23 protein-coding genes are annotated in these 26,342 nt (G+C 73.0%); 7 read left to right on the forward strand and 16 right to left on the reverse strand.

What is annotated here, in order from left to right; genetic code table 11:
• Window position 1 precedes the first annotated feature (1 nt).
• From AB0958_RS16040 to AB0958_RS16060, 5 genes are all read left to right on the forward strand, one after another.
• Window positions 2–721: an alpha/beta fold hydrolase gene (locus tag AB0958_RS16040; protein WP_366891041.1), complete on the forward strand. Its 720-nt coding sequence runs from the start codon at window positions 2–4 to the stop codon at window positions 719–721.
• 5 nt (window positions 722–726) lie between these two features.
• Window positions 727–1,683: a cupin-like domain-containing protein gene (locus tag AB0958_RS16045; protein ID WP_366891042.1), complete on the forward strand. Its 957-nt coding sequence runs from the start codon at window positions 727–729 to the stop codon at window positions 1,681–1,683.
• A gap of 64 nt (window positions 1,684–1,747) precedes the next feature.
• Complete coding sequence (locus AB0958_RS16050; protein WP_366891043.1) at window positions 1,748–2,953, forward strand: ATP-grasp domain-containing protein; 1,206 nt, start codon at window positions 1,748–1,750, stop codon at window positions 2,951–2,953.
• Window positions 2,954–2,967: 14 nt separating this feature from the next.
• A complete protein-coding gene (locus AB0958_RS16055) occupies window positions 2,968–4,215 on the forward strand; it encodes an MFS transporter (RefSeq protein WP_366891044.1) in 1,248 nt (415 codons plus the stop codon).
• A gap of 36 nt (window positions 4,216–4,251) precedes the next feature.
• Window positions 4,252–5,508 carry an ATP-grasp domain-containing protein gene (locus tag AB0958_RS16060; RefSeq protein ID WP_366891045.1) on the forward strand — a complete coding sequence of 419 codons (1,257 nt, stop codon included), beginning with the start codon at window positions 4,252–4,254 and terminating at the stop codon, window positions 5,506–5,508.
• 106 nt (window positions 5,509–5,614) lie between these two features.
• Here AB0958_RS16060 and AB0958_RS16065 read toward each other — a convergent pair whose 3' ends face one another.
• The 10 genes from AB0958_RS16065 to epsC all read right to left on the reverse strand — a co-directional run bounded on the left by AB0958_RS16065 (window position 5,615) and on the right by epsC (window position 16,061).
• Window positions 5,615–6,142, reverse strand: a complete 528-nt coding sequence (locus tag AB0958_RS16065; RefSeq protein ID WP_366891046.1) for a flavin reductase family protein — start codon at window positions 6,140–6,142, stop codon at window positions 5,615–5,617.
• Window positions 6,139–7,542 (reverse strand): dihydroorotase family protein, encoded by a 1,404-nt coding sequence (locus AB0958_RS16070; protein ID WP_366891047.1) that lies wholly within the window; start codon window positions 7,540–7,542, stop codon window positions 6,139–6,141. Before AB0958_RS16070 ends, AB0958_RS16065 begins: the two co-directional genes overlap by 4 nt.
• The gene (locus AB0958_RS16075) at window positions 7,530–8,702 is read right to left on the reverse strand and encodes an acyl-CoA dehydrogenase family protein (RefSeq protein ID WP_366891048.1); all 1,173 of its coding nucleotides are present in this window, start codon (window positions 8,700–8,702) and stop codon (window positions 7,530–7,532) included. Before AB0958_RS16075 ends, AB0958_RS16070 begins: the two co-directional genes overlap by 13 nt.
• Window positions 8,681–9,715, reverse strand: a complete 1,035-nt coding sequence (locus AB0958_RS16080; RefSeq protein ID WP_366891049.1) for a PrpF domain-containing protein — start codon at window positions 9,713–9,715, stop codon at window positions 8,681–8,683. Before AB0958_RS16080 ends, AB0958_RS16075 begins: the two co-directional genes overlap by 22 nt.
• A complete protein-coding gene (asnB, locus tag AB0958_RS16085; protein WP_366891050.1) occupies window positions 9,712–11,574 on the reverse strand; it encodes an asparagine synthase (glutamine-hydrolyzing) in 1,863 nt (620 codons plus the stop codon). The genes AB0958_RS16080 and asnB overlap by 4 nt, the downstream gene beginning before the upstream one ends.
• A gap of 7 nt (window positions 11,575–11,581) precedes the next feature.
• Window positions 11,582–12,400, reverse strand: a complete 819-nt coding sequence (locus AB0958_RS16090; protein WP_366891051.1) for a cupin domain-containing protein — start codon at window positions 12,398–12,400, stop codon at window positions 11,582–11,584.
• A 505-nt stretch (window positions 12,401–12,905) separates the two neighbouring features.
• Complete coding sequence (locus AB0958_RS16095; RefSeq protein WP_366891052.1) at window positions 12,906–13,871, reverse strand: DMT family transporter; 966 nt, start codon at window positions 13,869–13,871, stop codon at window positions 12,906–12,908.
• Window positions 13,872–13,954: 83 nt separating this feature from the next.
• Entirely contained in the window at window positions 13,955–14,422 is a 468-nt protein-coding gene (locus AB0958_RS16100) for a cupin domain-containing protein (protein WP_366891053.1), read from the reverse strand.
• The gene (locus AB0958_RS16105; protein WP_366891075.1) at window positions 14,419–15,387 is read right to left on the reverse strand and encodes a cysteine synthase family protein; all 969 of its coding nucleotides are present in this window, start codon (window positions 15,385–15,387) and stop codon (window positions 14,419–14,421) included. Before AB0958_RS16105 ends, AB0958_RS16100 begins: the two co-directional genes overlap by 4 nt.
• 104 nt (window positions 15,388–15,491) lie before the next feature.
• A complete protein-coding gene (epsC, locus tag AB0958_RS16110; RefSeq protein WP_366891076.1) occupies window positions 15,492–16,061 on the reverse strand; it encodes a serine O-acetyltransferase EpsC in 570 nt (189 codons plus the stop codon).
• Between the two features lie 540 nt (window positions 16,062–16,601).
• Between epsC and AB0958_RS16115 the strand changes: the two genes are divergently transcribed.
• Both AB0958_RS16115 and AB0958_RS16120 read left to right on the forward strand, forming a co-directional pair.
• Window positions 16,602–17,792 (forward strand): hypothetical protein, encoded by a 1,191-nt coding sequence (locus AB0958_RS16115; RefSeq protein WP_366891054.1) that lies wholly within the window; start codon window positions 16,602–16,604, stop codon window positions 17,790–17,792.
• Window positions 17,793–18,012: 220 nt separating this feature from the next.
• On the forward strand, window positions 18,013–18,384 hold the full coding sequence (locus AB0958_RS16120) for a hypothetical protein (RefSeq protein WP_366891055.1): 372 nt from the start codon (window positions 18,013–18,015) through the stop codon (window positions 18,382–18,384).
• Window positions 18,385–18,459: 75 nt separating this feature from the next.
• Here AB0958_RS16120 and AB0958_RS16125 read toward each other — a convergent pair whose 3' ends face one another.
• The 6 genes from AB0958_RS16125 to AB0958_RS16150 form a co-directional block, all read right to left on the reverse strand.
• On the reverse strand, window positions 18,460–21,489 hold the full coding sequence (locus AB0958_RS16125; protein ID WP_366891056.1) for a BTAD domain-containing putative transcriptional regulator: 3,030 nt from the start codon (window positions 21,487–21,489) through the stop codon (window positions 18,460–18,462).
• Between the two features lie 647 nt (window positions 21,490–22,136).
• Window positions 22,137–22,388 carry a 4-oxalocrotonate tautomerase family protein gene (locus AB0958_RS16130; protein WP_366891057.1) on the reverse strand — a complete coding sequence of 84 codons (252 nt, stop codon included), beginning with the start codon at window positions 22,386–22,388 and terminating at the stop codon, window positions 22,137–22,139.
• Between the two features lie 35 nt (window positions 22,389–22,423).
• A complete protein-coding gene (locus tag AB0958_RS16135; RefSeq protein ID WP_366891058.1) occupies window positions 22,424–22,873 on the reverse strand; it encodes a cupin domain-containing protein in 450 nt (149 codons plus the stop codon).
• Window positions 22,870–24,369: an MFS transporter gene (locus AB0958_RS16140; protein ID WP_366891059.1), complete on the reverse strand. Its 1,500-nt coding sequence runs from the start codon at window positions 24,367–24,369 to the stop codon at window positions 22,870–22,872. Before AB0958_RS16140 ends, AB0958_RS16135 begins: the two co-directional genes overlap by 4 nt.
• The gene (locus AB0958_RS16145) at window positions 24,366–25,082 is read right to left on the reverse strand and encodes an HAD family hydrolase (RefSeq protein WP_366891060.1); all 717 of its coding nucleotides are present in this window, start codon (window positions 25,080–25,082) and stop codon (window positions 24,366–24,368) included. The genes AB0958_RS16140 and AB0958_RS16145 overlap by 4 nt, the downstream gene beginning before the upstream one ends.
• On the reverse strand, window positions 25,079–26,020 hold the full coding sequence (locus AB0958_RS16150; protein WP_366891061.1) for a pseudouridine-5'-phosphate glycosidase: 942 nt from the start codon (window positions 26,018–26,020) through the stop codon (window positions 25,079–25,081). Before AB0958_RS16150 ends, AB0958_RS16145 begins: the two co-directional genes overlap by 4 nt.
• Between the last annotated feature and the right edge of the window lie 322 nt (window positions 26,021–26,342).

Below are 26,342 nucleotides of genomic sequence, written 5' to 3' on the forward strand. Positions count from 1 at the left end.
GGTGGACACGGAGGACTTCGTCTTCGAGGGCGACGGCCGGAAGCTGGCCGGCACCCGTACGGCTCCGGCCGACGGGTCACGGCCCACCGTCCTGGCCCTGCACGGTCTCGGCGTGACGTCGAGCCGCCACCGCATCCGCTATCTGCTGGACGCCCTTTCACCCCACGGCCACGGTTGGCTCACGTTCGACTTCTCCGGCAACGGGGACAGCGCGGGCACCCTGACCGAGTGCACGCTGCGTGGGCGGACGGCGGAGACGCTCGCCGCGGCGGACCAGTTGGACACCGCCGCCGCGCCCGTGCTGGTCGGCACGAGCATGGGGGCGCATCTGGCCGCATCGGCGGTGCCCCGGCTGCGGCCCCGGGCGCTCGTGTTCTTCTGCCCCGCGGCCTACCCGGCCGACGCCGCCGACCTGCGCTTCGACGGCAGTCTCCCGAAGCCGGGCCGCTACCCGGACTCGCCTGCCTACGCCGGCCTGCGCGAGTTCGACGGCGACCTGCTGATCTTCGTGGCCGGTGAGGACCAGGTGGTCGCTCCCGCGGTCGTCGACGGATATCTGGAGAGCGCGCAGCGAGCCCGCTCGACCGAGGTCGTCCGGCTGGACGGCTACGACCACTTCGTCCACCGACGGCTGCCCGCCCATCCCGAGGACCGGGACCGGGTGGTGCGGGCGATGCTGCGTGTGCTGTCGGCGGACGCTCCCACCTCGCAGAGGAGTTGACCACGATGGGGATCGAACCCAACTACTTGAAGCGCCGCGACGTGGAGAGCCTCAGGGCGGTGGAGGCCGCCTTCCGCGCCGGTCCGCTCGCCGAGTCCCTCGCCTCGGCACCGGACATCGAGCGCCGCCGCGGTCTGTCCCGCGAGGAGTTCGACAGCGAGTACCGCGCGAAGGGCCGGCCGGTCGTCCTCGAGGGGTACGCGGCCCGGTGGCCGTCCGTGCGGACCTGGTCCTTCGACTCCCTGGCCGAACGCTGCGGCGCGGTCCCGGTCGTCGTGGACAGCTACAGCAGCAAGGCCGCCAGGTCGACCACCTTCGGCGAGTTCGTGACGCTGCTGAAGGAGAGCGCGGGCACCGGTGCTCCCCCGATCTACCTCCAGGAGTGGTACTACAAGACCACCGCCCCGGAGCTGGCCGACGACATGCCCGAACTGGAGATCGCCCAGTACGACTTCCGGCGGAACCTGTACGGCGACGCGGGCTCGACCAACCACCAGCTGTGGCTGGGGCAGAAGGGCGGGATCACCCGGCTGCACCAGGACTCCTACTCGGTCGACGTGCTGCACGCGCAGATCGTCGGCGAGAAGCTCTGGTACATCATGGGCCCCGACTCCGAGTTGCTGCCCGGCCCCGACGGTCAACTCGACGTCCGGGCCCTGCTCGACTCCCCCGCCACCCAGCTCACCCGGTTCGTGCTGCGGCCCGGTGACGTGCTCTACCTGCCGGCCTGGTGGTTCCACCGGATCGAGCTGCTGAGCGACTCGATCGGGCTCGGCCGCAAGGCCCTCGACGAGGCCAACCTGCGCCTGCACGTCCGCCAGCGGATCGGTGAACTGCTCGCACTCGCCCTGAACCCGGACGAACTGCGCAGGACGCACTCCGAGCTGTTCGACGTCGTGATGGCCCGCGGCCGGGCCCTGGCCCATCAGATGGACATCGACCTGTCCAGGTTGCGGCAGTGAGCCGGACACACCAACGACGCTCCGCGACGGCGAGCGACGACGAACTGGTCGGGAGGCAGACCCGGTGACGGGACAACACGTACTGCTGGTCGGCGGGCGGGGCCACGAGCTGCCCAAGGTACGCGGGCTGGGCGTCCGTTACTCGATGATCCAGATTCCCGAACGGGCCGACCGGGAACACGCGGCGGCGGCGGAGAACTACACCGTGCTCGACTACCGCCGGCTCGACACCATCCTCCCGGTCGTCCGCGCCTGGCACGCGGCGGACCCGTTCGACGCCGTCCTGTCGTTCACCGAGTACGGCCTGGAGCCGGCGTCCCGGTGCGCGATCGACCTCGGCGTGGCGGGCGACAACCTGTCGGCCGTGCTGCTCACCCGGGACAAGACCAGGACGCGCGAGTCGCTCGCCCGCCACGGACTCAGTCCCGTACGGCATCGCCTGTGCGCCGAACCGGCCGACGCACGGGAGTTCATGGCCGGCCTCGGCGGCTGCGCGATCGTACTGAAGCCGCCGGCCGGTGGCCTCAGCGAGGGCGTCTACCTGGTCGGCAGCGAGGCGGAGCTGGCCGAGCGCTGGTCCCTGACCACCCGGTGGACCGAAGGACCGGTGCTCGCCGAGGAGTACCTCGAGGGCCCCGAGTTCAGCGTCGAGTCGGTGTCCCAGGACGGCAAGCACGAGATCGTCATGGTCACGGAGAAGTGCACCTTCGGTGCCCCGGGCTTCGTCGAAACCGGCCACCAGATGCCGGCCCGGCTCGACAGCGCCGCCCGGGAGGCGATCGAGTCCCTGGTCGTCCGCTTCCTCGACGTGATCGGGCAGCGGACGGGCCCCGTCCACACGGAGCTGCGTCTCACGCCGGCCGGTCCCCGGTTGATCGAGGCCCAGACGCGGGTCGGCGGCGACCAGATCTGGGAGATGACCGAGCTGGTGACGGGTGTCGACATGATCGCGGAGACGCTCGCCGGACTGCTCGGTCTCCCGGCTCCCGCCCGTACCCCGCGCGCCCGGGCCGCGGCGATCCGCTTCCTGGTCTTCGAGAACACCACCGTCACGGGTGTGGGGGGCCTGGACGAGGCCCGCCGGGCACCCGGCGTCCTGAGACTGCTGTGCACACTGACCCCCGGACGCACCCTCGGTGCCGTCCTGTCCTCCGATTCCCGGCAGGGCTACGTCCTGTGCGAGGGCGACGACACGCAGGACGCGGTCGCCAAGGCCGAGGCCGCACGCGACCTGGTGCGGATCGAGCGGGCCCCGCTCGCCCGGGCATGAGGCCGGACGACACAATGGAGAACACCGCGGGCACCGGCCCCACGAGCGCCACCCGCTCCATCACCCTGCACTACTTCATGACCAACCTGGGCCTGTTCGGCCTGCTGTCCACGCTCGCCGTGTCGTTGACGGCGGCCGGGTTCGACGGCGGGCGGACGGGTCTCCTGGTCCTCGTCTTCACCATCGCCAACAAAGTGTCCAAGGTGTTCCTCGCCCGGTGGCTGGACAGGATCTCGGCGGCCCGCTCCGTCCTGCTCGGCTGCCTCACCGCGGCCGTCGGCTTCATGGGACTGCGGATCGCCGGCGGCCTGGCCGCGACGGCGGCGACCCTGGCGCTGGCCGGTCTCGGCGTCTCCGTCAACGCCCTTGCCAGCAAGCAGCTCGCGGCCGACGCCAGCGACCGGTCGGGCGACCGCGCCCGGATCTTCTCACTGATCAACGTCGCGGTGAACGTCGCCTCCGCGGTGGCGGCCCCGGTCGCGCTGTTCTTCGTCCAGCGCCACGAGCACGGGCAGGTGCTCACCGCGGTCGCCGCGATCTACTGCCTGGCCGGAGTGACCACCTACCTGAACTACCGCCTGCTGATGCCCGACACCACGGTGCGGGCCCCCGACTCCTCGCTGCGCGGCTACCTCACCGTCCTCCGCCTGCCGGGCATGCGGCCGTTCATGCTGATCAACCTGCTCGGCTGGTGCTGCTACGGCCAGCTGTTCAACGCGCTGGCCCTGCACGTGTCGGCAGTCCCGGGCGCGACGGACCGGCTGGGCTGGCTGTACACGCTGAACGCACTGCTCATCGTGGTGGCGCAGCTGGGTGTCACCCGCGTCGCCGAGACGTTGTCCAAGGGCCGGGGGACCGTCACCACCGTCGCGGCGTACACGTCGTTCGCGCTGGGGTTCGCCGCGGTCTACCTGCTGCCCGGCTTTCCGGGGGCGGTGGTCGGCGTGGTGCTGTTCACGCTGGGCGAGATGATGTTCGTGCCGACCATGGACGTCCTCCTGCTCGGCCTGCTCGGCCAGGAGAGCCGGGCACTGGGCTACGGCGTGTTCTCGATCGCCAACGCCGTCGGCGAGGGCGTCGGCGGCGGCCTCGGAGTGGCGGCGTACCGGTGGCTGGCCGGCAGCGGGCACGGCCCCGACTTCTGGCTGATCGCCACGGCGCTCGCCGTCGTCTCGGCGGTCCTGGCCCGGTGGCTGAGCGTCACCAACGGGGGCCTGCGCTCCGTTTCCACCCGCGAGGAGCCCAAAGTGGCGGCCGACTGAACAGGGCCGACCGGTCCACGACGCGAAGGATGCGACATGCGAGTTCTGGTGGTGGGCACCAACCGGATGTGCCACGACCGTCTGCACGCGCACGGGCACGAGCTGGTGCTCCTGGTGCCCCGGGGCCGGGCCAGTCCGCAGGACCCGGCCGGGCCCTACCGGCACGTCGTCGTCCTCGACGACGAGGCCGACCTCGGCCTGTGGACCGGTGTCGCCCAGGTGCTGCACGACGCCGCGCCGTTCGACGCCGTGGCGGCCTTCAACGAGCACACGTACCGCATCGTGCGCGCCGTCAGCGACCGGCTGGGGGTACCCACCGTGGTGGACGTGGAGCTCTTCGAGCGGGTGCTGGACAAGTCCAGGACCCGGGAGATCCTGGACAAGCACGATGTCCCCGGCTGCCGCCACCGTCTGGCGCGCGGTCGTGATTCCCTGTCGGCCGCCGTCCGGGCGGTGGGCCTGCCGTGCATCGTCAAGCCGGTCGACGGCGAGGCCAGCGCCGGGGTCGCCAGGATCGACTCGCCCGCCGATGTCGACGCCGCGCTGCTCCGCCTGGGCGAGGAGCAGGTCGACCGTGGGGTCGTCGTCGAGGAGTTCCTGGTCGGTGCGGAGTTCAGCGTGGAGGCCGTGTCGGTCGGCACCCGCCACCACGTCCTCGCGATCACCAGGAAGTTCAGGGACGACCGGACGTTCGTCGAGCGCGGGCACCTCGTCCCGGCCCCGCTGGACGCCGCCGACCGGGAGGCCGTCACCCGTTACGTCGAACGCGTCCTGGACGTGCTCGGCTTCCACGACTGCCCCTCGCACACCGAGATCGTCCTGACGGACCGGGGACCGCGGATCATCGAGACCCACAACCGCATCGGCGGCGATGCGATCATGGACCTGGTGGAACTGGCCACCGGAGTGGACGTGCACGACCTGGTGGCCCGGCAGAGCGTCGGTGAGGACGTCTCGGCCCTGCTGCCGGAGCCCGTCACGGCCCACCGCGCCGCGGCCGTCTGGTACGCCGATCCTTCCGGGCCCCCGACCAACACCCTGGTCGAGGTGCAGGAGGTCGAACGCGTCCGGCGCCTGCCGTCCGTGCACCGGGTCGACCTGCTCAAGCAGCCGGGTTCCCCGCAGACGGCCGTCCTGCAGAGCGGGGACCGCTCCGCTCGCGTCCTGACCGCCGCCGACACGCCCGCCGCGGCGCTGCGTCACGCCCAGGAGGCCGTGCGTACGCTCAGGTTCGTCTACAGCTGGTCCCCGCCGGCCACCGACGCGTCCGCGCCGGGCCACGGGACGGTGTGACCGCCGGGCCGGGCGCCCGGCGGAGCCCGGCGCACGCCGGTGCAGCGGGTTCCTGGCTGCCTCGGTGGGGCTGTCCGGCGCCGTGGCGCCGGCAGCCCCACCCGGGTCACGCGCGCCGTGCGTGGGCGAAACCGCGCCGGTGCCAGAGCAGGCCGCCGGAGTGCGCGGGCTCGCCGCTGACCTCGGTGACCCGTCCGACGAGGATCGTGTGGTCGCCTCCTTCCATGAGCTGGTGACGGACGCAGCGCAGGGTGAGCGAGGCGCCGGCGATCACGGGGGCCCGGTCGGACCGTGCGTCGAGGGAGAGGCCGTCGAAGCGGTGCTCGGCCGGGCGCCTGAAGTGTTCGACGAGGTGTTCCTCACCGGGGCCGAGCAGATGGACGGCGAAGTCCTCGGCCACGGTCAGCACGTCGTGGGTGCGCGAGGTCCGGTCGAGACAGACGAGGAACAGCGGCGGGGTCAGCGACAGGGAGCTGACGGCACTCGCCGTCAGGCCACGCGGTCTGCCCTGGTCGTCGTAGCAGGTGACGATGGTGACCGGAGCGGCCAGGGCGGACATCGCGGCACGGAAGGAGTCCGCGAGATCGGGCCGCGTGTCGGCCGGGGCCTGGTCGGCCAGCAGGGCCGGGCTCACCGGGCCACCTCCAGCGGGCGGCCCAGGCCGCGGAGCCAGCGGCCCTCGGGGCGGCCGGTGAATCCGGTACGGGCGTCCCAGCAGACCCGGCCTGCCTTCACCGTGGTGGTGAAGCGTCCGGTGAAGGTCCAGCCCTCGTACGCGGACCAGCCGCACAGCGAGTGCACGTCACGAGCCGAGAACTGCCACCGTGCCGAAGGGTCCAGGAGGGTCAGGTCGGCGTCCGCCCCCGGTTCGAGCCGGCCCTTGCCCGGCAGGCCGAAGAGCCGGGCGGGCCCCTCGCCCATGAGCCGGGCCAGGTGCGCGGCCGCCGCGTCCGGACCGGTGTCCCGGGTGAGCAGGCCGGTCCAGACGCCGGTGGCCAGCTCCTGGACGCCGGGCAGGCCGGGCGGCGCGTCGGCCGGGGGGCGGTTCTTCTCCTCCACCGTGTGCGGGGCGTGATCGCTGCCGAGCGTGGCGGCCTCGCCGTTCAGCACCGCTCGCCACAGGCGTTTCTGGTCACGGCATTCGCGGATGGCCGGGGAGAGGCGGGTGCGCGGTCCGCGCCGGGTGGTGTCGTCGTGGGTGAAGGACAGGTGGTGGCCGGTCACTTCGAAGGTGAGGGGCAGCCCCTCGGCGGCCGCCGCCGTGAGCAGGTCGGCCTCCTCGGCCGAGGACACATGCAGGACGTGGGCCTTCGTGCCGTACTCGCGGACCAGGTGGATGACCCGCGCCACGGCGACGATGCCGCCGGAACGCGGGCGGTGCGGCTCGTACTGGGCGTACGAGTCGGGAACGCCCGAGTCCGCGTCGAGGAGGTCGAAGACGTGCTGGTCCTCCGCGTGCAGGACGAGCCGGACGCCGCCGCGGGCCGCCGCGGCGAAGGCCCGCCGCAGCTGCTCCTCGTCCCGGAACACCACCGGGGCCGTGTGGTGGCCGGCCATGAAGATCTTCGCGGAGGTCGCGATCCGGGGGTCGAGCTCCGCGAGGAGTTCAGGACGGTCCGGGTCGGCGCCGATGTGGAAGCGGTAGTCGGTCCAAGAGGTGCCGTCGATCAGCTCGGCCTTGGCGAGCAGGCCGGCCTCGTCCAGGGACGGCGGACGGGTGTTGGGCATGTCGATCACGGTCGTCACGCCGCCGGCGAGGGCGGCCCGGCTGCCGTGGTCCCAGTCCTCCTTGTACTCGAGGCCGGGAGTACGGAAGTGCACATGGGAGTCGATCAAACCCGGCAGCACGTAACGGCCACGGGCGTCGACCCGTGGGCCCGGCGGCAACGGCACCCCGGGCTCCGGCAGTTCGGTGATCCGGCCGTCGCGGACGACCACGTTCGCGTCCCGGACGCCGTCGGGGGTGACGACGCGGCCGCCCTCGACGACCAGATCGGCGGGAAGGTGCCCGGACACGGTGTTCAGCTGTTCCACGTCAGACTCACCAGTTCCTTGCAGAGGTCGTTGGTCGGTCCCATCAGGGCGACCGCGCGCGCGTCGCGGCCGTAGCGGTTGATCTCGTGCGAGGCGACATAGCCGGCCGAACCCAGCAGCCGTTCGACCGCGTTGACGACCCGTTCGGCCGCGGATGCGGCGAAGAGCTTGGAGTGCAGCGTCGCGACACCCGGGTCGGGAGCGGTGCGCCGGCCGGCCCGTTCGACGATCGCCCGGGCCGCCTCCACCTCCCCCGCGATGTCGACCAGGCGGTGCCGGACGGCCTGTTGGGCCGTCAGCCCACGCCGCTCGGCGTGTGCATGCGCCAGGTCGAGCGCCGCCTGCGCGATACCGACGGACACGGCACCGAGCGTGGCGCCGCTGTCCCGGACGCCCGCGATGATCGACGCGGCCGTACCGACCGGCCCCAGCCGCGCGGTGTCGGGCACCCGGCAGTCGTGGACGGAGACAAAGCCGGTCGCCGAGCCCCGCATGCCGGCCAGCCGGAGCGAGGTGTCCGGCTGCAGCCCGGGAGTGTCCGCCGGTATCAGGAAGAACGTCTGGCCGGCGGCGCCGTAGCCGGTGTCGGCGGCATCCGGTGCCGGTTCCTCGCTCTGCGCCAGCACCAGGTAGATGTCGGCCAGGCCGGCGCTGGTGGTGAACGACTTGGCGCCGTCGATGACCCAGCCGCCCTCGGCCGTACGGCGGGCGGTGGTGGACAGGTTCTTCTTGTTCGCGCCCGCACCCGTCTCGCTCCACGCGGAGGCGGCGAGCCACTCCCCGCGGGCGAGTCGGGGCAGCAGCCTGCGGCGCTGGGCGGGGCTGCCGTGTTCCAAGATGCGGCTGCTGACCGCGTAGTGCTGGAACAGCATGATCGACGCTGAGGCGTTCACCTGTGCCACCTGCTCCACGGCCGTGTTGAGGCCGTGGGCGTCCGCGCCGGCGCCACCGTACTCGTAGGGCAGGGCCAGGCCCAGCAGCCCGGACTCGCGCAGCAGGGCCAGTGCCTGCCGGTCGGGTTCCCCGTCGGTGTCCGCGATCCGCGCACAGGCGGCGAGGCGCTCGCGCAGCGCGGGCGTCAGCCCGGTGACCGGCCGGGCGAGCGGCGCCTGGGTGAGCGTCGGCACGTCGGGCACGGTCAGGCTGTCAGCGGAAGCCATGACAACTCCTCGGAGGTGGAGGCGGGAAGGAAGGGGCCGCGGTAGTCGACCTGCTTCTCCGCCACGGAGATCCAGGCGAGCCTGCGGTCGCGGGGGCCGCCCGTCGTGCGGGCCGAGGCGCGGACGGTGGCACCCGGGGTGCGCAGGGCGAGCATGCCGCCCTCCGGCTGCTGCGAGACACCGGACAGCAGGTGCGGGATGGTGCCTTCCACGGCGGCGGCCGCGGCGAGGCAGGTCGCGCCGGTGAGGGCCACCGTCGGGTGCCAGGACGGTACGGATATGGCGCGGACGGCGAGTGCGCCCGGCCCGTCGGGAAGCAGCGCGGCGACCTTGGGGAAGGCGCCGGCGGTGTCCCAGCCCTTCGCCCGGCACACCGCGAGCCGCAGCCCGCTCATCCGGTCGAACAGCACGGGATCGTCGGCGAAGAGCTCCTGCACCGTGCGGACGCCGAACTCGGCGGCGTTCACGAAGAGGTACGGGTTGCCCATGGAGACCAGGGAGACGGGGACCGTACGCTCCTCGAAGGGGATCCCGGTGACCGGCTCGCCGGTGATCAGGAGCTGCTCGACCGGCCGCGGTGGAGAGCACAGGAAGTGGGCCGTGAAGCGGGTGCCCTGCGCGGAGGTCTCCTCCGCCTCGCACACCACGTTGTCCCCGTTGTTGAGCACGTTCACCCGGACCCGGCAGCCCGGCACGAGAGGCTGGATCATGCCGGTGCGGGCGGCGGCCTCCACCGCCGCCAGGATGGAGTGCCCGCAGGACCCGCGCAGGTCGAAGCTGTCGAGCCGGTCCGGCATGGACTGGACGAAGCGGTAGTCGAGGTCGAACAGGGGGTGGCGGGACGGCTGGACGAGCGCGTTCTTCAGAACGTCGGCGGCACCGTGGTCGGCGAGGACCATGCGCAACTGGGTGAGCCGTGCCAGCAGTTCCGGTTCCGACTCGGGCAGCGTGCGCGCATCCACCACGGCCGTCGGGCACGGGGTGCCGTGCGCCCGCGCGAGACTGACGCTCATGCCGCCTCCAGCAGGACGCGCGCCGGTGCGTGCAGGGTCGTCGGGGCTCCCGCCGTCGCGAAGAACTCCTGGCGCCACAGCTGGTGCGACATCAGCGACCACAGGGCCAGGGAGGCGGTGTCGCTCGGCCGGGCGGCCTGCTCGTCGAAGAGCGCGGCCACCCGCTCGGGACGGATCCGGCCGTCGGCGCGCAGCGTGTGCGGGGAGAGCACGTCGCGGGCCAGGGTCCACAGCCGCTGGCCGGGGGCGAGCATCGCGGTGACCGGCAGGGTGAAGGGCTGCTTGGGCCGGTCGAGCACGCTGCGCGGGATCAGGCCCTGCGCGGCCCGGTACAGGGCCCGCTTCACACCCAGGCCCGGCACCAGCCGCTGGGCGTCGGTCAGGGTGCTCGCGAAGCGGACGACGGACGGCTGGCAGAAGGGCAGCCGGACCTCGATGGAGCTGGCCATCGACAGGTGGTCGACGCGCCGCAGGTGGTAGGCGGGCAGTCGGTAGCGCTGCTCGACGGCGGCGATGCGCTGCAACCGGGTGCCGGGGCTGGTCCGCAGGATCCGCCGGATGTCGGCGGGCAGGGCGGAACCGGCCGCGCGGACGGTGAAGGCGTACTCGTCGGTGTACAGGCTCTCGCGCAGCGCCCGCGGGACGGCGGCCAGGTGGTCGAGGTAGTCCTCCGCCCAGTCCGATCCGTGGTGGGCGGCGACCGCCTGGGTCATCCGCGCGTAGCCGCCGAAGAGTTCGTCCGCCGCGTCGCCGGTGAGGGCTACCTTGAAGCCGGCGTCGCGCACCGCGCGGAAGAGGGAGAACGTGGACAGGGTGATGGGGTCGGCGTTGGGCTGCCCGAGGTGGCGCACCACGTCGGTCATCAGGTCGGGGAAGGTGGCCGGGTCGATCTCGACCTGGTGGTGGCGGGTGCCCGCGACGCGCGCCACCTCCGCCGCGTAGGCACGTTCGTCGCTGGGCCAGGTGCCGGTGTAGGCGATGTTGAAGGTGTGCAGCCTCCCCTGGCCGCCGCCGTCGTACAGTGCCTGGGCGGCGAGCGCCGTGACGAGGCTGGAGTCGAGGCCGCCGGAGGTGACGGCCGCGACCGGGGCGTCCGCCACCAGCAGCCGTGCCACCTCCTCGGACAGCAGGGCGCGCAGCTGCTCGCCGGCCTGGTCGAGGGTGCGGCCCTCGTCGGGACGCAGGCCCTGCTCGTGGGCCATGGGACGGCGCCGGATCCGCAGTCCGTCCCGGTGGCTGACGACGGCGGTGGCGGCGGGCGGCAGCACCCGCACCCCACGGAACATGGTGCGGTCCCCGAACGGGGTCTTGGACGTCAGGTAGGCGTCCAGACCCGCCTCGTCCTCCTCGGCGCGCAGTCCGGTGAAGCCGAGCAGCGCGGGCAGTTCCGAGGCGAACCGGAAGCGGCCGGCGGCGCGTTCGTAGTGGTAGTAGAGCGGCTTCATGCCGGAGTCGTCGGTGGCGAGGACCATGCGCGGGGTGGACCGCAGGTCCATGACGGCGACGGAGTACATGCCGTCCAGCTGCTCCGCGAACCGGTCCCCGTAGGTCAGGTACAGCGCCGGCAGGATCGAGCCGTCGCACTGGTCGTCGAAGTGGAAGCCGCGTTTGGTCAGCCGTTCCCGCAGGTCGCGGTGGTTGTAGAGCTCACCGTTGAAGACCACCGTGATCCGGCCGAGGTGATAGGGCTGGGCGCCCCCCTCGGGGTCCATGATGGACAGGCGGTTGTTGCCCAGGGCCCAGTCGGCCCGGTACGTGACGCCCTGCGCGTCAGGACCGCCGTGGTGCATCAGGTCGGCGACGCGGCGCAGTTCGGCCTCGTCGGAGTGGACGTTGAAGGTTCCGTATATGCGGCACACGCTGTTTTCACCTGACCTGTGAGGAGTGGCCGGCGGCGGAGTAGAGCGCCGGGTCGTAGGGGCTGGGTCCACCGCAGGTGACGAATCGGCGGGCGGTGGAACCGGTGTGGGGGTTGCGGGCCCCGTGCAGGACGCCGGGCGCCGCGTACAGGACGTCTCCCGCGCCGACGTCGATCCAGCGGTCGCGCAGGTACATCTGGCCGACGCCCTCGAAGGCGATGAACGCCTCGTCGCTGTCGGGGTGGAGGTGGACGTTGAAGGTCTCGCCCGGCTGCTGGATGCCGCAGTGCAGGCACAGCCGGCTGCTGCCGGTGCCGGGCCAGAAGACGAAGTTCATGGTGGCCCGGCGTTCGGCCGCCTCGATCTGCCCGGTTCCGCCGAAGCCGCGCAGCTGGGTGGTGTCGTCCCACAGCGAGGAGTGCAGGACCGGGTCGCTGCCGGCGGGGGCGTCCGCGAGGGGGGTGCGCCACACGTAGGCGGTCATCCCCTGGTCGTCGGCGCTGAGGGTGAGGGGGTGGCCGGTGGGGGCGTAGGCGGCCGAGCCGCGGCCGACGGGGCGGGCGTGCCGGCCGACCGCGGCGGTGCCTGCTCCGGAGAAGACGACGACGGTGTTCTCCTCGGCCGCGCTGCGCTCGGGGACGTACGACTCCCCCGGGGCGATCCGGACGACGTGCAGGGTGACGTGGGTGGCGCCGGCCGCCGGGCTGACGGGTGTCGCCACCGTGGTGCGGGTGCCGGGAACGGGGTGGAAGGTGAACTCGGCCGCGGTGATGATGCGGGCGTCGCCGAGCGCGGTGGCGGCGGGGGCTTGCGTGGATGGGGGCATGCTGTGGCTGCTTCCTGTGTTCGAAGGCCTGTGGAGTGGGGTGGTTCGGCCTGCGGGTGCGGTGGCGGGGCGGAGGAGCCGGGCGGTTGCCGTTCGGCCGAGGCGCGTCGCGGGCCGGTCGGCGGGAGCGGGCCGCGCGGCTCTTCGCGCGGGGCGCAGCGGTGCCGGCTCGCCGGGACCGCCGGGGCCCGACAGAGGGCCGGCGGGGGGCCGGCGGGGGGCCGGCGGGGGGCCGAGCGGGGAAGGAGCTCGCGTCGGCAGGTGCGAGGCCGCCGTGTCGTTCTCCTTCGTCTGTGGAAGGTTCCCGCGCCGCGTTCCCGGTTGTCTCCCGTGTCACTCCCGGCCCCGGACCACCCAGGGGAACGACGGCGGCGGCAGCCGGTACCGGACCGGGAGGTCCGTTCCGGGCCGTCCCCACGCCTGAACGCCGTACGGCGCACCCCGGGCAGGGGGTGCGCCGTACGGCGTTCATGAGGCGGCCGTGACCGGCCGGTGGGAGGAGCTGTCAGCAGGCCTCACGGGTGGCCGGGGCCGGGGACCGGTCGGACGCGGGCGGCACCGTCCTGGCCACCGGCGCGGCGGCGCGCCGGGACGGCAGCGGCAGCCGGCCCTCCGCGAGGGCGAGTGCGGCGATGACCACCGCGCCGCCCACCGGCACGTTCCAGGTGACGCTCTCGCCGAGGGCGGCGGCGCCGACGATCACGGAGAACACCGGGACCAGGTAGTTGACGCCGGACGCGGTGGTGGGGCCGGCGTCCGCGATGAGCCGGTTCATCAGGGCGAAGGCGATGCCTGTGGAGGCGCCGCCGAGGACCAGGAGGGAGAGCAGCGGCCCCGCCGTCAGTTCGCCGGGCAGGTTCCAGCCGACGGTGAACGCGGTGATCAGACCGGTGATGACCATGGCGGAGGTGAGCTGCCCCGCGGTCACGGCGAGCGCCGGGATCTTGTGCGGGGCGATGAAGCGGCGGACGTAGACGAAGCTGATCGCGTAGCTCACCGCCGCGCCGACGCAGGCGAGTTGGCCGCCGACGGAGCCGAACCCGTGGGTGTGCCACGGTCCGACGACGACGATCAGGCCGACGAAGCCGATCACGAGACCGGTGACCTTGCGGGCCGTCGGCTTCTCCGTGCGGATGGCGACGGCGGCGAGCCCCAGGGTGACCAGGGGCGTGGCGCCCTGGATGACGCCGGCGACGCTCGCGGTCGTGTGCTGCTCGCCGACGGCGAAGAGGGTGAACGGTACGACGTTGCCGAAGACCGAGGCGACGACGATGTGCCCCCAGACCTGGCGGCCGGGGAAGGAACCCTTGGTCACGGCGAGGATCGCCGAGACCACGAGGGCGCCCACCAGGAGTCGCCCGAAGGCGAGTTGGAGGGGGGCGAAGGCGTGCAGCGAGACCTTGATGAAGGCGAAGCTGCACCCCCACAGAGCGGCGAGCAGGCCGAAGCGGGCCCAGTTGACGGGTTGCATCCGATGACTCCTGAAGGTTGCCGAACGGGTCGGGGGGCTGGGGACTGGTGGGGTGGGGTGGGGAACTCGGGGACGCGGCGGTGTCAGGGCTCGTCGACCTCGAACTGGTCGTACTTCTCCATCAGCGCCACCATCTCGGCCCGCGTGGGGATGTTTCCGTCGGCCAGGAGTTCGGCCAGGCCCGTGAAGTAGGCCTCGCGGTTCTCGGCGGGCGTGAAGATGATCAGCATTTCGGCCGGCGCGTCGCTGTCGTTGCGGAACCCGTGCACGGCGTGTTCGGGCACGTGCAGGAAGTCGCCGGCGTGCGCGGTTGTCCAGCCGGTGCCGTCGTGGAGGGTGACCTCTCCCGAGATGACGTAGAAGGACTCCGAGATACGTGTGTGGTAATGCGGGGCCGCTCCGGCGGCGCCCGGCAGCATGTGGTGGTGGAAGAGACCGAGGCGGCCGTCGGTGGTCTCGGCGAGCGCGAGGTACCGGGTGGTCGTCGTCTGTCCGATCCGGACCGTGACGGCGTCGCCGAACCGTTTCAGGGTCGACACCAGGAGAGTCACGAGCCGTCCTCCCACATGCTCAGGTAGCGCTCGCCGGTGTCCGGCAGGACGGTCACGACACATCGGTCGCGGTACTCCGGGCGGGCGGCCACCAGGCGTGCCGCGTGCACCGCGGCACCGGCGGACACCCCCACGAACAGGCCCTGGCCGGAGGCGAGTTCACGGGCGGTACGCAGGGCGTCCGCGTCGCTGACGGCGATCGCCTCGTCGATCAGGGAGACATCGGTGGTCGGGGCGACGAATCCGCCGTTGAGTCCGGGGATGCGGTGGCGCCCGGCCCGTCCGGCCGACAGCAGCGGGGATCCTTCCGGCTCGACGGCGACGATCGTCACGCCCGGGTCCTGCTCCCGCAGGTGACGCCCGATGCCGGTGAGGGTGCCGCCGGTGCCCACCGCGCAGACCAGGGTGTCGGCGCGGCGCCCGGTCGAGGCGAGGGCGGCGGTGATCTCGGGACCCGTCGTGGCGTAGTGGGCCTCGACGTTGTCCGCGTTCTCGTGCTGGCACGGGAACCAGGAGCCCGCGGTGGCCGCGTGGATCTCCTCGGCCCGCTCGATCGCGCCCGGATAGCCCCGCTCGGCGGGGGTCTGCACCACCTGCGCGCCCAGCGCCGACAGCAGACGGATCCGCTCGCTGGTCGCGTTGTCGGGGAGCACGATGACGCAGCGGTAGCCGCGCGCGGCGGCCAGGGCGGCGAGCGAGATACCGGTGTTGCCGGAGGTCGCCTCGACGATCGTGCCTCCCGGCGCCAGGTCACCGCGTGCCTCGGCGGCCCTGAGCATGTACAGCGCCGCCCGGTCCTTGCTGCTGGACATCGGGTTGGCCGCCTCCAGCTTGGCCAGTACCTCGGCGCCCGGCGCGAGTCCCGCGAGTCTGAGCCGGATCAGCGGGGTGCCGCCCACCAGGTCGTCGATGCCGTCGGCGACCGCCGGGCGGACCAGGGCGGGCAGGGGTGTATGCGGCGTCATGGTGCGCATGATGTGATTCCTCGTCATGTCTGGACGGTGGCGGGCGGGGTCCGGCGGAAAGGAGCCGGCCGGGAACTGGAGGGGAGACGGGACGGAGCGCGGGGTTACCAGGAACCGGCCGAGGCGATGCTCTCGACGACGTCCTCGGCCGGGCGCTTCGGCGCACGCCCGGTGGCGGTGGCGGCCAGCATCCGCGTCCCCTCCGGCACGTCCTTGTTGACCAGCGCCTGGGCGCCGATCACCGCGCCGTCGCCGACGGTCACCGGACCGAGCACCGTGGCGTTGGTGCCGAGCACGACGTCGCGGCCCACCACCGGATGCCGGCGGGCACCCGGCGGCCTCTCGTTGTCGCTCCACCAGCCGACCGCGCCGAGCGTCACCTGGTGGTAGATCGTCACGTCGTCGCCGACGACGCAGGTTTCGCCGATCACCACCGCGGCACCGTGATCGATGAAGACCCGGCGGCCGAGGACCGCTCCCGGGTGGATCTCCACGGCGGTCAGCCGCCGCGCCCAGCGGGCCATCAGCCGTGCCGTCATCCGGTGTCCGCGGGTGTGCAGCCGGTGTGCCACGCGGTGGGTCCACAGCGCGGTCAGCGCGGGGTGCAGCGCCGCTTCCAGGCGTCCGCGGACGGACGGGTCCCGCTCGACCACGACGCCCAGGTCCTCGCGCATCAGACGGAGCAGACCGGTGCGGGTGGTGTCGGGTGGGGTGGCGGACGGCACGGTGCGGGCAGCGTCCGAGCCGGCCCGTCGGAACGGAAGGACGGATGCGGGCTCCTTCGAGGTGGCGCTCACGGAGTCTCCAGTCTTCGCAGGGGGCGGTCGCGGACGGGGCCGGGACCCGTGTCCCAGGGCAGGGAGGGGGGATCCGGTGGTCGCCGCGGGGGCCGGGGATCGTGGAGAGCGTCGCCGCTGCCGTTCCCGTTCTCTTCCCGCCCGGGTCCCCGGTCGCCGGCGCGCGACCGCGGGGACGTGACCGGTGCCGGGAGCGGCCGGGGAGCGAACCGGGAACGCTCGGAGGGACACTCCCCCCGAGCGCCCCTCCGTGCCGAGACGAGCGGGGGCACGGCCGGCACGGCCGGTACGGCGCCCCACCCGTGCGAGAGAGCGACCACCCATGCACGAACCATCAGTTGTCCGGGGCAGCCGGCACGCGGGCGGGCACGGTGCCCAGCGGATGCCGGCTGCCGACGAGGAAACGAGGACCCAGCCATGAGCGCGACGGCCGACCGAGAGAACGAGCCATGTCCCGTGGACGGCACTCCGCAGCGGCTGCTGCTGATCGGCCCGTCACCGGGCCTCGTACGCGCCGCCGTCGGCGCGGGCTTCGTCGTCCGGGTCGTCTCCGGCACACCTGAGTCGCCGGACGACCGCATGCCGCCCGGGGTGCCCGTGGACCTCGTGGACCTCGCCGACGGTGCCGCGCTGGCCGAGGCGATCGAGCTGTCGGTCCGGGTCCACGGCACACAACGGCTGCTGGCCTGCGCCGGCACGGCGGAGCTGCCCGCGGTGGCCGGGACCGCGGCCCGCCTGCGGGTGACGCCCAACCCGGCGGACGCGGCCCGCCTGCTGAGTGAGCCGGCCGCCATGCGGGCGCTGCTCAACGGCAGTCGGCACTCCTACGTCCCGGCCGCACGGGCCCGCTCCGCCGAGGAACTGCCCGCCGCGGTCGAGGAGATCGGCGGGCCGGTCACCGTACGCTCGCTGCCGTCCGGTGCCGAGGAGCCCGGCTTCCCGTCGGCGGCGGGTGAGCGTGCCTACCTGGTGGAGCGGTATCTGCACGGTCCGGAGTACGGGGTGGTGACGCTCACCGTGGACGGGATGCACCGTGTCGTGGGCGTGGTGGCACTGCACGGTGCCTGGCAGGCCGGCTGCCACCTGTTCCCGGCGCCCCTGCCGGAGCGGGACGAGGCGGAGGCGCGGGCGGTCGTGACCGAACTGCTCGATCTCGCCGGGTACGAGTTCGGGTACGCGTACACCGTGGTCGTGCTGACGGACGACGGACCGCGGGTGGTCCGCTCGCGGGCCGCGTACCCGGACGAGCCGGTGGCCTCCCTGATCGAGGTCGCCACGGGCTTCCGGGCCGACGAGGAGCTGGTGCAGGCCCTCGCGGGCAAACCGGTGGGCGTGCCGACGGCCGACCGCTACGCGGCGGTGGCGTCCTACCGGCTGCCGGCGGGGCGGCTGTTGTCGGTGTCGGGACTGGAAGCGGTGTCCGAGCTCGCCGGGGTGCACCGGGTGCACTTCCCGTACGAGTCGGGGGACGACATTCCCGGCGACGGTCACGGCGGGGAGGGTTACGTGATGCTGACCGCGGATTCGCCGCAGGACGTCGCGGGGGTCGTCGCGGCGGTGGGGAGGCTGTTGCGGGCGGAGGTGAGCCGGCGCCCCGACCAGGGCTGACCGCGTCCGTCCTCATGGACCGCCCGCACGGCCGAAGGGGGCCGTGCGGGCGGTTCCCGTCGGTGCCGACGGCGGCGGCCGGTACCCGTCCGGCCCGTTCCTGAGTCCTTCCCTTCCGGGGCCGACAGCCCGGTAACGGATGCGGAATGCGCCGGGAGCGGCTGCCGCGACCTTTCTTTCTGTCAGCACCGGACACCGCGACAGACAGAAGGCGGGCATCATGACCAGCAAGGGATTCGGGAACCCGGCGGGCTTCTTCGCCACCGCGGCGATCACCGTGGCTCTCGGCTTCGGTGTCGCCGTCGGCGCGCCGGTCACACACCTCGCCTCGGACGAAGGCCCGAACCTCGTCCCGAGCGTCCCGAGCGTCTCGCTCGTCCGAACCGTCGCCGCGGCACACGCCCACACCGGGAACCCGAACGCGGCGACGGCGGGCACGGACGGCGACGAAGGCCCCAACATCATCACGGCCGCCACCGACGGCGACGAAGGCCCCAACATCATCACGGCCGCCACCGACGGCGACGAAGGCCCCAACATCGTCGTGGCGGGTACGGACGGCGACGAAGGGCCGAATGTCGTCGCCGTCTGAGCGAGGGTGCGGAGCGTCCTCGGCCGGTGCCCGCCGTGACGAACGGCGGGCACCGGCATGTCGTGTTCCCGGCGTTCAGTCCCCCCGGTGAATCCCGCCGGGGATTCCCATGGCACGGAACGCCGCGTGCGCGGCGTCCGCCCGCTCGGCTGCCTCCGCCGTGTGCCCGAGGGCCGCCAGCGCCTGGGCGAGGCCGTCCAGGGCGTAGGCCTCCTCCACCCGGTGGCCGAGCCGGGCGGCGGACGCGTGTGCCTGCCGGTGCAGTTGCAGCGCCCGCTGATGATCGCCACAGCGGTGGAAGAAGCGCCCCGCGGTGTTCCACACGGTGGCCTCCCGCACCGGCGCGTCCTCGAGTCCCTTGGTGGCAAGGGCCTCCTCCACCCAGTGCAGCACCTGCTGCCGGTGTCCGAGCCGGCCCTCCGCCTCCGCGGAGAGGATGAGCAGCAGCGCCCGTTCGGCAGGCGCCACGACACCGGGCGTACGCTCGCGGGCCGTGGCCAGCGTGCGGGCCGCGGCCTCGGCGTCCCCCATCGCCAACTGGGCCTGTGCGAGGTCGCCGAGGCCGACCAGTTCCTTCTCCAACGCCCCGATCTTGCGGGCCAGCTGGACGGAGCGGGTGGCCGTGCGCACCGCCTCCTGGAAGTCCCCGCGCTCCATGTGGACGGCGCTGATGTTGGACAGGGACTCCGCCTCGGCCCGCTCCGCGCCGAGTTCGCGCTTGAGGGCGATGGACTGCTCCAGCCGCGACAGCGCTTCGTCGAACCGGCCCGTGGTGGCCAGGAGCAGGCCCAGTACGCCGGTGTCCTTGGCCTGTCCTCGGCGGTCGCCGAGTTCGACCGCCAGCTCGTGTGCCTCGACGGCGGCCGCGATGCCGTCCTCGAACCGGCCGCGTTTCCAGCAGGCGACCGCCAGGTTGGACAGGCTCAGCCGGAGCAGATCGGCTTCGCCGAGGCGGCGGGCCGCGGCGACCGCCGTGTGGCAGAGCGCGAGGAACTCGTCGAGCCGACCGCGCAGATCGAGGTGGAAGACGACGTTGGCCGCGAGCAGCGCCACCTCACGGTCGAGGTTCCGGCGGAACGCCAGGGCGATCGCCGCGAGAAGGCTGTCCTGCTCGCGTTCGAACCAGTCGCGAGCGGCTTCCGGCGTGCGCAGGGGCGTCAGCTCAGGACGGAACGACGGCGTCGGTCGCGCCATCCGCACCCGGCCGGGGAAGAGCAGGTCGCAGGCGACGTCCGAGGCCGTCAGCGAGTACTCCATGAGCCGGCGCACCGCGCCCGCCGCCTCCTCGCTGAACTCGCCGGTTCCTCCGGAATGCCGGGTGCGCGACAGCATGTGGGCGAAACTGCGCACCAGGTCGTGGAAGGCGTAGCGGCCGGGCTCGTGCTGCTGCACCAGGTGCATGTCGAGGAGGTACTCCAGGACGTCCTCGGCGTCCCGGACCCCGAGGTCGAGCAGTGCCGCCGCCGTGTACACGTCGAGTTCGGCGCCCGGGTACTGACCCAGCAGGCGGAAGGACTGGCGGTATCCGGCGTCCAGTCCCTCGTACGACAGCCGCAGCGTGACCTCCACACTGCGTTCGCCGGCGCTGAGTTCCGCCAGGCGGTGGGTGTCGTCGCGGAGCCGGTCCACGAGGTAGCGCACGCTCCAGCGGGGGCGCTTGCGCAGCCGGGCCGCGGCGATGCGCAGCGCCAAGGGTAAGTGACCGCTCAGATCCGCCAGTTCGGCGACCGCCTCGGGCTCGGCCTCGGCCCGGCGGTCACCGATGATGCTCACGATCAGAGCGACGCTGTCCTGCGGCGCCATGGTGCCGAGCGAGATCGAGTGCGCGGCGTCCAGGTCCACGAGCAGGGCACGGCTGGTCACCAGGACGATCGTGTTGGTGGGGGACGCCAGCAGCGGCCGCACCTGGGACTCGTCGACTACGTTGTCAAGCAGGAGGATCATCCTGTGCTTGATCATGGTGGCGCGCCACAGGGCGATGCGGCCCTGCGGATCGTCCGGTATCCGTTCGCCGGGCACGCCGAGCATCCGCAGCAGGGCCTCGGCCGCGGCCGCCGGAGTGAGCGGTTCCTCATCGGGTGTGTAGCCACGCAGGTCGAGGTGGAGCTGGGCGTCGGGGTACCGCTCGGCGAGACGGTGTGCCGCCCGGACCGCGAGTGAGGTCTTGCCGCTGCCGCCCATGCCGTCGATGGCGACGATGAGTGGCCCGGAGCCGTCGGCGTCCTCGATGAAGCCGAGGAGCTTGTGCAGCTCCTCCTCGCGGCCGGTGAAGTCGCGCAGGTCGTAGGGGAGGGTGGACCGGCCGCCGCTCACTGCGGGCGCCACCGGGGCCTTGAGGGCGGGGCCGTTCAGCGAGGGGTCGTTGCGCAGGATCGCCTGGTGGAGGTCGCGCAGCGAGGTGCCCGGCTGGATGCCGAGTTCCTCGTCGAGCACGGCGCGGATCGTGCCGTACTCCTCCAGCGCCTCGGCCTGGCGCCCCGAGCGGTACAGGGCGAGCATCAGGTGTCCGCGCAGCGGTTCGCGCAGCGGGTTGTCGCGGATCGCCTCGCGGATCTCGGCGATCAGTGCGGCACTCTCGCCCGCCTCCAGTCTCAGCTCGAAGAGCTGCTCCACCGCGGTCGTCCGCCGTTCCTCGAGGGACGCGGAGGCCGCGTCCAGCACAGCGCCGCCGCTGCCGGACAGCACCGGGCCGCGCCACAGGGTGAGGGCCTTCCTCAGCAGCGCCGTGGCCTCCGTGGTCCGGCCGGCGGCGACGTGGTCACGGGCCCGCTGCAGCGCGTCGGTGAACTGGAGCAGGTCGAGCTGTTCGAGGGTCACGGAGGCCCGGTAGCCGGGTCCGTCCGTCGCGATGAGGGTCCGTCCGTCGGGGATGCGCTGACGCAGCTCGGCAACGGCCTTGCGGACCTGGTGCGCGGCGGTCGCGGGAGCGTCCTGGTCCCAGACGGCCTCGATGAGCCGGTGGACCGGAAGCACCCGTTGCGGTTCGAGGAGCAGCGTCACCAGGACGCGCTCGTTGACGGGTCCTCCGACGTGGACGCGTTCGTCCCCGTCCCAACATTCCAGGGATCCGAGGATGCGAAAGCGGATGGGCCCTGTCTGGCGCATGGCGCGTGTCCTCTCCTCGGTCCTGGACGGCTGCCACGACACCGCGACCACGGGGACCGAGGGGACCGGAGACGGCTTCCCGTTCCTTCACGTCCCGCAGTGAACGGCACAGGGCGCCGACGTAGATGCCGACATTCTCACCTATGCGGTGGACCGCATGGCGCGCGTTGGTGGTGGTTGCCGGCCCGCCAGGGGGCACGCTGTTAAATATCGGACAGGTTTTCGCGGCTGTCCGGCGTCACCTGCGCAGGCCGGGCGTACGGCGGGCAGGGGCAGGCGAACGGCGGCCGACCGGTGGCGACGGCCGGGGATTTCCGCGATGCGACGACCGGTGGAGGGAACCGACGGGGTGCGGACGGGGTGGGTGTGCCGCGCCCCGCGCTCCCGCAAGACCGTTACGCTGGGTAGCCGTCGCTCGTTCCCGGCTTCTCCTCGGCGTCGGCCGGATGCACCGGCCGACACCGGTGGCGCGACACCTCCCCTCCCCTGCGGGACACCCGCGCGCGACGGCCGCGTTGCTGGCGGCGCGATCGAGGGGAACGTCCGGCTGCGAGGGCGATCAGAGCCGTCCTCGGCGTCCTGGACGCGTACGGTGGGTGGCCGACAGCGTGCTGCTGTCGGCCACCCACCGTAGGCGCATGGTCATTTCAGTGAGCACCGGCCTCCTGGCGCGGGAGGTCCACGAGCACCGGCGCCCGGTCCGCGGGCGACACGGCCGGTGTGTCGGCGAGCACGCCCCCGCTCCCCCAGTGATCTTGCTCGACGTCCCTCACCAGGACGGTCACGGCGGCTGCCGGGCATCCCGCGATCCGGGCCACGGCGGCCGTCACCTCGTGCACGAGATCGGCTCGTTTCTGTCGGTCGTTGCCCTTCCACCAGTCCACGGTCACGACGGGCATGGTCTTCTCCTCACTGCGTGGGTCGGTTGTGGCCCTCAGGCCGGGAACTGGTCGAATCTGCGGGCCAGTTCCTCCAACATCTGCGGGGTCGGCTCGGGCGAGGAGTCGAGCAGCTCGCCCAGTTCGCGGAAGTACTTCTCCCGGCCCCCGTCGGGGGTGAACATGACCAGCAGGGTGGCCGGGTCGGGGCCGGGGTTGCCGAAGGCGTGGGTGGTTCCGGGCGGCACCAGCATGAACGTGCCGGGAGTGGCCACCCGCCGTTCCGTGCCGAGGGTGAGCAGTACGTCTCCCTCGGCCACGTAGAACATCTCCGTCAGTTCGCTGTGGAAGTGCAGCGGTGCCCCCGGGGCCCGGGGCGGGATCCGGTGCTCGGTGAGGCCGAAGCGGCCGGCCGTGTCGTCCCCGGTGACCAGGAACGAGACGGCGGTGCCGCCCACGACGGCGCGGGGGCCGGCGCCGGGACCGATCACCCTGGGCAGCGTCATCGCTCGCCGCCGGTGTCCGGGCCGCCGTCCTCGGCGCGGGCGTCCGGCGTGCCGTCCTCGGCGCGGACATCCGGTCTGCCGTCCCCGGCGCGGGTGGACAGCGTCGTCAGCGCGGTCGCGGCGGCGACCAGGGCGAGTACGGCGGTGAGCGCGTAGGCCCGGCCGAACGCCGCGTCGCCCGGTGCGTCACCGAGCATGAGGACCAGCACCGCCAGGCCCATGGCCCCGCCCGTGTACTGCGTCGTCGTCAGCACCGCGGACGCGGTGCCCTGCTCGCTGTCCGGTACGTCCTTCGTGCCCCCGATGTACATGCCCGCGAAGGCCATGCCCTGACCGAGGCCGCTGACCAGCAGGCCGGGCAGTACGGCGGTCCAGTAGCCCGAGCCGTTCGTGCCGATGCCGAGCAGGGCCAGTCCCGCGGCGCCGACCGCGAAGCCGGTGGCGAGGGTACGACGGATGCCCCAGGGCTGCGCCAGCCTCCCGGTGACGAGGTTGCCCGCCACCACGCTCAGCGTCAGCGGCAGGAAGGCGATGCCCGCCTCCAGGGCACCGTAGCCCCACACGTCCTGGAGGAAGAGGGTGATCAGGAAGAACTCGGCACCCACGCTCGCCATGTAGAGCGCCGACATCGCGCTCGCGCCCGCCAGCGAGCGCACCCGCAGCAGCGTCCGCGGGATGAGGGGGGTGGCGGCCGGGCGCCGGTCGTACGCCGTCCAGGCCGCGGCCAGCGCGACGGCGGCCGCCAGGCACCCGAGGCAGGACCCGGAGGTCCAGCCGTCCACCGCGGCCTGGCTGAGCGCCGCCACCAGGCACAGGACGGCCCCGGTGAACAGAGCCGCGCCGGGGACGTTGAGATTCCGGACCGAAGCCCTGGTGCGGGCGCCGGCCGGCAGCACCCGAAGGGCGAGGGCGACGGTGACCAGGATGAGCGGCACGTTCACGAAGAACACCCACCGCCAGGACAGCGCCGAGGTGAGCACGCCGCCGATCAGCACACCCGCCGCGAGGCCGACCGCGCCGATCGCGCCCCAGATCGCCAGCGCCCGGGAGCGCACGTTCCCCGCCGGGAACGCGGCACCGATCAGGGCCAGCATGGACGGTGTCAGGGCGGCCGCGCCGATGCCCTGGGCGGCGCGGGAGGCGATCAGCAGCCACTGGTCCCCGGCCAGACCGGCCGCGAGGGAGCCCAGGCCGAACAGCGCCAGCGCACCGAGGAAGAGCCGGCGCGGGCCGGTCAGGTCCGCCGCCCGGCCGCCGACGACGAGGAAACTGGCGAAGAAGACGGCATACGCCGACACGACCCACTGCAGTCGTTCCGGGGCCAGGTCCAGTCCCGCTCCGATGCTGGGCAGTGCCACGTAGATGATCGAGTAGTCGAGCGCCACCAGGAACTGGGCGATGGACAGGGCCAGCAGCGCGGCCGCCATGCGGCCGGTGAACCGGGTGGGGGCCGCGGGAGCGGCGGGGACGGTGGTCTCTTCGCTCCGGACGGTCATGAGCGGACTCCGGTCAGCTCGATGCCGGTCGCGGTACGGGTCCCGCCGGACGGTGCCGCTCCCTGAAGCAGCAGGTCGGTGACCGTCGCGAAGTCGGCCACCACGTGGTCGGCGCCGGCGGACGTGAGCGCCTCGGCGGTGTCGACGCCGTAGGAGACCGCCACCGTCCGCAGCCCGGCGGCACGCGCCATCTCCACGTCGGTGACCGTGTCGCCCACGTACCAGGAGCGCGAGGGCCGGCCGCCCAGTTCGGACATGACGCGCAGCGCCATGTCGGGGTGCGGCTTGCCGCGTTCGACCATGTCGTGGCAGACGACGGTGTCGAACCTGTCGAGGATTCCGGTGGCGTCCAGCAGCGCGTGCGCGCTGGCGTGGATCTTGGAGGTGGCGACACCGAGCGGGTGTCCCGCCGCCCGCATCCGTTCCAGCCCCTCGGCCACGCCCGGCAGCAGGAGTTCCGGCCCCCGGCTGAGCACGTCCACGGCGAAGCGGCTGCGGTAGCGCGCCGCTGCCTCGGCGGTCACGGCGTCGTGGACGCCGGTGCCCAGCAGCCTCGCGAGGGAGGCCTCCAGGGGCTTGCCCACGGTCGCCAGCACCTCCCGGCGGCCGGGACGTGCGCCGAAGTCGCGGACCACGTCGCCGATCAGCTCCGCGATGGCGGCGGGCGTGTCGGCGAGGGTGCCGTCGATGTCGAAGACGAACACGGAGGTCATGCCGCGACTCCTTCCGCGGGCACGGCGGCGGTGGCCGCGTAGGCGACGGCGAGGTGTCCGGCGAGCCGGGCGGTGCTGATGAGGACCTCGCGGTTGGCGGCGGCGGAGCGCCCCTCCGTGGCCCGCGAGACGGCCTTCATCAGGTAGGGGGTGGCGGCGGGACCGCGCACGCCGTCCCGCTCGGCGGCACGCAGCGCCTCCTGGATCACCCCCTCCATCAGGTCCCCGTCCAGGGCGTGCTCCTCGCTGATGGGCGCGGTGACCAGCGCGCCTCCCGGCAGACCCGCCGCCCAGTGCATCCGCAGCGCCCGCGCGACGTCACCGGGGTCGTCGAGCCGCTGCGGCACGCGCAGGCCGCTGGAGCGGCAGTAGAAGGCGGGGAAGTCGTCGAAGCGGTAGCCGATCACCGGTACGCCCAGCGTCTCCAGGTACTCCAGGGTGAGTCCCAGGTCGAGGATGCTCTTGGCGCCGGCACACACCACGGCCACCCTGCTCCGGGTGAACTGCACGAGGTCGGCGGAGACGTCGAAGCTCTCGGCCGCGCCCCGGTGGACGCCGCCGATCCCCGCCGTGGAGAAGAACGGAATGCCGGCGAGATCGGCGGCCACGAGGGACGACGCCACCGTGGTCGCCCCCAGCCCGCAGCCCGCCAGCACCACACCGACGTCCCGGCTGGACACCTTCGGCACCCCGGTACCGGCCGCGAAGCGCTCCATGTCGTCGGGCGACATGCCCACGGTGAACCGGCCGCCGTCCAGCCCCACCGTCGCCGGCACGGCACCCGAGTCCCGCACCGCCTTCTCGATGGCGAGCGCCGTCTCCACGTTCTGCGGATACGGCAGGCCGTGCGCGATCACCGTCGATTCCAGGGCGACGACGGGCCGGTTCTCGGCCAACGCGTCACCGACTTCCTCACTGACACGCAACAGGGGGTGCATACGAGTCTCCCGAACGGTTTCTGGGGTGCTGGGTTGCTGGAACGAGACCAGGAACGACGAAGCGGCGGCACCGGACCCCGCCGCTGTCCGTCAGCCGCCACCTTCTCCGCCCCCGTTCCCGTTTGGTTCCCGGTCCGGAGCCGGGCCCGCTGGACGATGCCGGGCGCTCGTGGTCCCGCCTGGGTCAGCGAGCGTTCGACCAGGGCGAATGTGGTTCCCAGGGCTTTCGGACCGGGCCCCGTGCACCGCCGCGCAGGGGCCCGGGAGCGCGCCGCCTCCCGTATCCCTCGCGTCGGCGGGCGCTCGAACGGGCACATCGGCC

The organism is Streptomyces sp. NPDC006655 (assembly GCF_040703965.1).
GTDB lineage: Bacteria > Actinomycetota > Actinomycetes > Streptomycetales > Streptomycetaceae > Streptomyces.

Coding starts and splice junctions, on each gene's coding strand:
- epsC (WP_366891076.1), bottom strand. CDS start 16,061: ATGCGCGAGGACCTGGGCGTCGTGGTCGAGCGGGACCCGTCCGTCCGC.
- AB0958_RS16120 (WP_366891055.1), top strand. CDS start 18,013: ATGACCAGCAAGGGATTCGGGAACCCGGCGGGCTTCTTCGCCACCGCG.
- AB0958_RS16080 (WP_366891049.1), bottom strand. CDS start 9,715: ATGAGCGTCAGTCTCGCGCGGGCGCACGGCACCCCGTGCCCGACGGCC.
- AB0958_RS16125 (WP_366891056.1), bottom strand. CDS start 21,489: ATGCGCCAGACAGGGCCCATCCGCTTTCGCATCCTCGGATCCCTGGAA.
- AB0958_RS16060 (WP_366891045.1), top strand. CDS start 4,252: ATGCGAGTTCTGGTGGTGGGCACCAACCGGATGTGCCACGACCGTCTG.
- AB0958_RS16130 (WP_366891057.1), bottom strand. CDS start 22,388: ATGCCCGTCGTGACCGTGGACTGGTGGAAGGGCAACGACCGACAGAAA.
- AB0958_RS16055 (WP_366891044.1), top strand. CDS start 2,968: ATGGAGAACACCGCGGGCACCGGCCCCACGAGCGCCACCCGCTCCATC.
- AB0958_RS16090 (WP_366891051.1), bottom strand. CDS start 12,400: ATGCCCCCATCCACGCAAGCCCCCGCCGCCACCGCGCTCGGCGACGCC.
- AB0958_RS16045 (WP_366891042.1), top strand. CDS start 727: ATGGGGATCGAACCCAACTACTTGAAGCGCCGCGACGTGGAGAGCCTC.
- AB0958_RS16075 (WP_366891048.1), bottom strand. CDS start 8,702: ATGGCTTCCGCTGACAGCCTGACCGTGCCCGACGTGCCGACGCTCACC.
- AB0958_RS16095 (WP_366891052.1), bottom strand. CDS start 13,871: ATGCAACCCGTCAACTGGGCCCGCTTCGGCCTGCTCGCCGCTCTGTGG.
- AB0958_RS16145 (WP_366891060.1), bottom strand. CDS start 25,082: ATGACCTCCGTGTTCGTCTTCGACATCGACGGCACCCTCGCCGACACG.
- AB0958_RS16140 (WP_366891059.1), bottom strand. CDS start 24,369: ATGACCGTCCGGAGCGAAGAGACCACCGTCCCCGCCGCTCCCGCGGCC.
- AB0958_RS16135 (WP_366891058.1), bottom strand. CDS start 22,873: ATGACGCTGCCCAGGGTGATCGGTCCCGGCGCCGGCCCCCGCGCCGTC.
- AB0958_RS16105 (WP_366891075.1), bottom strand. CDS start 15,387: ATGACGCCGCATACACCCCTGCCCGCCCTGGTCCGCCCGGCGGTCGCC.
- AB0958_RS16115 (WP_366891054.1), top strand. CDS start 16,602: ATGAGCGCGACGGCCGACCGAGAGAACGAGCCATGTCCCGTGGACGGC.
- AB0958_RS16150 (WP_366891061.1), bottom strand. CDS start 26,020: ATGCACCCCCTGTTGCGTGTCAGTGAGGAAGTCGGTGACGCGTTGGCC.